The organism is Pantoea sp. Cy-639, assembly GCF_011752525.1.
GTDB lineage: Bacteria > Pseudomonadota > Gammaproteobacteria > Pseudomonadales > Pseudomonadaceae > Aquipseudomonas.
In genome coordinates, this window is the sequence record NZ_VWXI01000042.1 from 1 (window position 1) to 1428 (window position 1428).

General features: G+C 54.8%; 1 protein-coding gene. It reads right to left on the reverse strand.

From position 1 onward, the window contains the following. Positions 1-31: 31 nt before the first annotated feature. Positions 32-1342, reverse strand: a complete 1311-nt coding sequence (locus tag F3J43_RS23630) for an IS4 family transposase (protein ID WP_166892995.1) — start codon at positions 1340-1342, stop codon at positions 32-34. Positions 1343-1428 lie beyond the last annotated feature (86 nt).

Consider the following 1428-nt stretch of genomic DNA (forward strand, 5'->3'; position numbering starts at 1 on the left):
TAATGCCAGTCAGTTAAGCTGACTGGCATTTTCATTTTCGGGTCGGATATTTTGCTGGTCGTTGCTTAACTACTCTCGGGAACCAACGATCAGGTCGTCGATGAGGCAAGATATACTGCGCCGCTGCTGCCTGCAGATCCGCCAGAAATCCTGGCAGGTTACCGGGATGATTCAGTGAAGTGCCATGCAACAAGCCCAAGATTGCCCAGCTGCAAGCGGTAAAGCTCATTTCGCAGGGGTAGACGCCCGGGCACTGCTTCGACATCTGAACCATCTGATAACGCAACAAGTTGTAGCCCAGCAGCACGCCCCACAACTCTTGCGCAATCATTTCTGGCGTCTTGCTTCTCAGCGTGTATTCGCCGCCCAAGAGCCCTTGCTTGATCTCCCGGTAGCCCAATTCGATTTCCCAGCGCTGGCTGTAAAGATCGACGATCTCATCACCCGGGAAGCGCAGCGGATCGGTCATCGAGGTCAAGACACTCACAACCTTTCCTTTGATCGTTTTGCTCAATAGTCGCGCTCGAATCTCCAGCGGTAAGCCCGGCCACTGCTTGCGGGCCTGGGGTGATGTGCGCAAAACGACCAGCGCATCATTACGCCCAAGCTTGTGCTCAACCTCATACTGAATGCCCTTTTTCAAGGGGATCAACCAGTGGCGCTGCTCGCCTTGCGATTGCCAGTGATGCAGCAAGCCCAACGAGTAGAAACCTTTATCGAAAAGGGTCAGTGACTGGTTGGGCGTCGTGGCGATCAACTGTTCAGCCAGCTTCATTTCACTGCTGTGGTAGCTTTCAAAAGTGCTGCTGATCAGCAAATGGCTGGTCAGCTCCATCTGACAGACCATTCGAATTTGAGGAAAACCGCCGTCCCCATGCTGGTTGGTCGCACCACCGTAGAATGCGCGGTTTTCTGCCGTGTCAGGGGTGTTCCAAACAACGCCGTCTACGCCAAGCAGCGTCAGCCCCAACCATTGCGGGTGTTTGGCCTCTTCGTGCCATCGTTGCTGGGTGAGGGTGAAAACTTCACGCACCGCTTCGCTACCCAATCGCTGCCGACCTTGCACAACAGCGCTGGGGGCAACAAGTGGCCGCTTGCCGGGCAGCATGATGTCCATGTGGTTCACGACATCCCAAGCTGACATGCGACGGAACAACGCCATACCAATGATGCACCACACCAGGCTTTCAAGCGGTAGGCGGCGCTTGCGAATGGTTGAGACGCCGGCGGTCTCGAAAGCCTGCTTCACGATCTCCGGATCAAGCAAAGCCCCTAGCCCTTCAAGGGCATTTGGCCTTGATGCCATTTCGTGAGTGAGGGACAGTGCTTTTGCTAGGCGCATAAAAAATCCGATGCTCGTTTCCAAGCATCGGATTTTGCGGCCTACGGGCTAAAGCTCAAAGCGTCAGTCTTAACTGACTGGCATTA

Bases quoted from the DNA above. Each gene is read 5' to 3' on its own strand.
- F3J43_RS23630 (WP_166892995.1), bottom strand. From the start codon at position 1,342: ATGCGCCTAGCAAAAGCACTGTCCCTCACTCACGAAATGGCATCAAGG.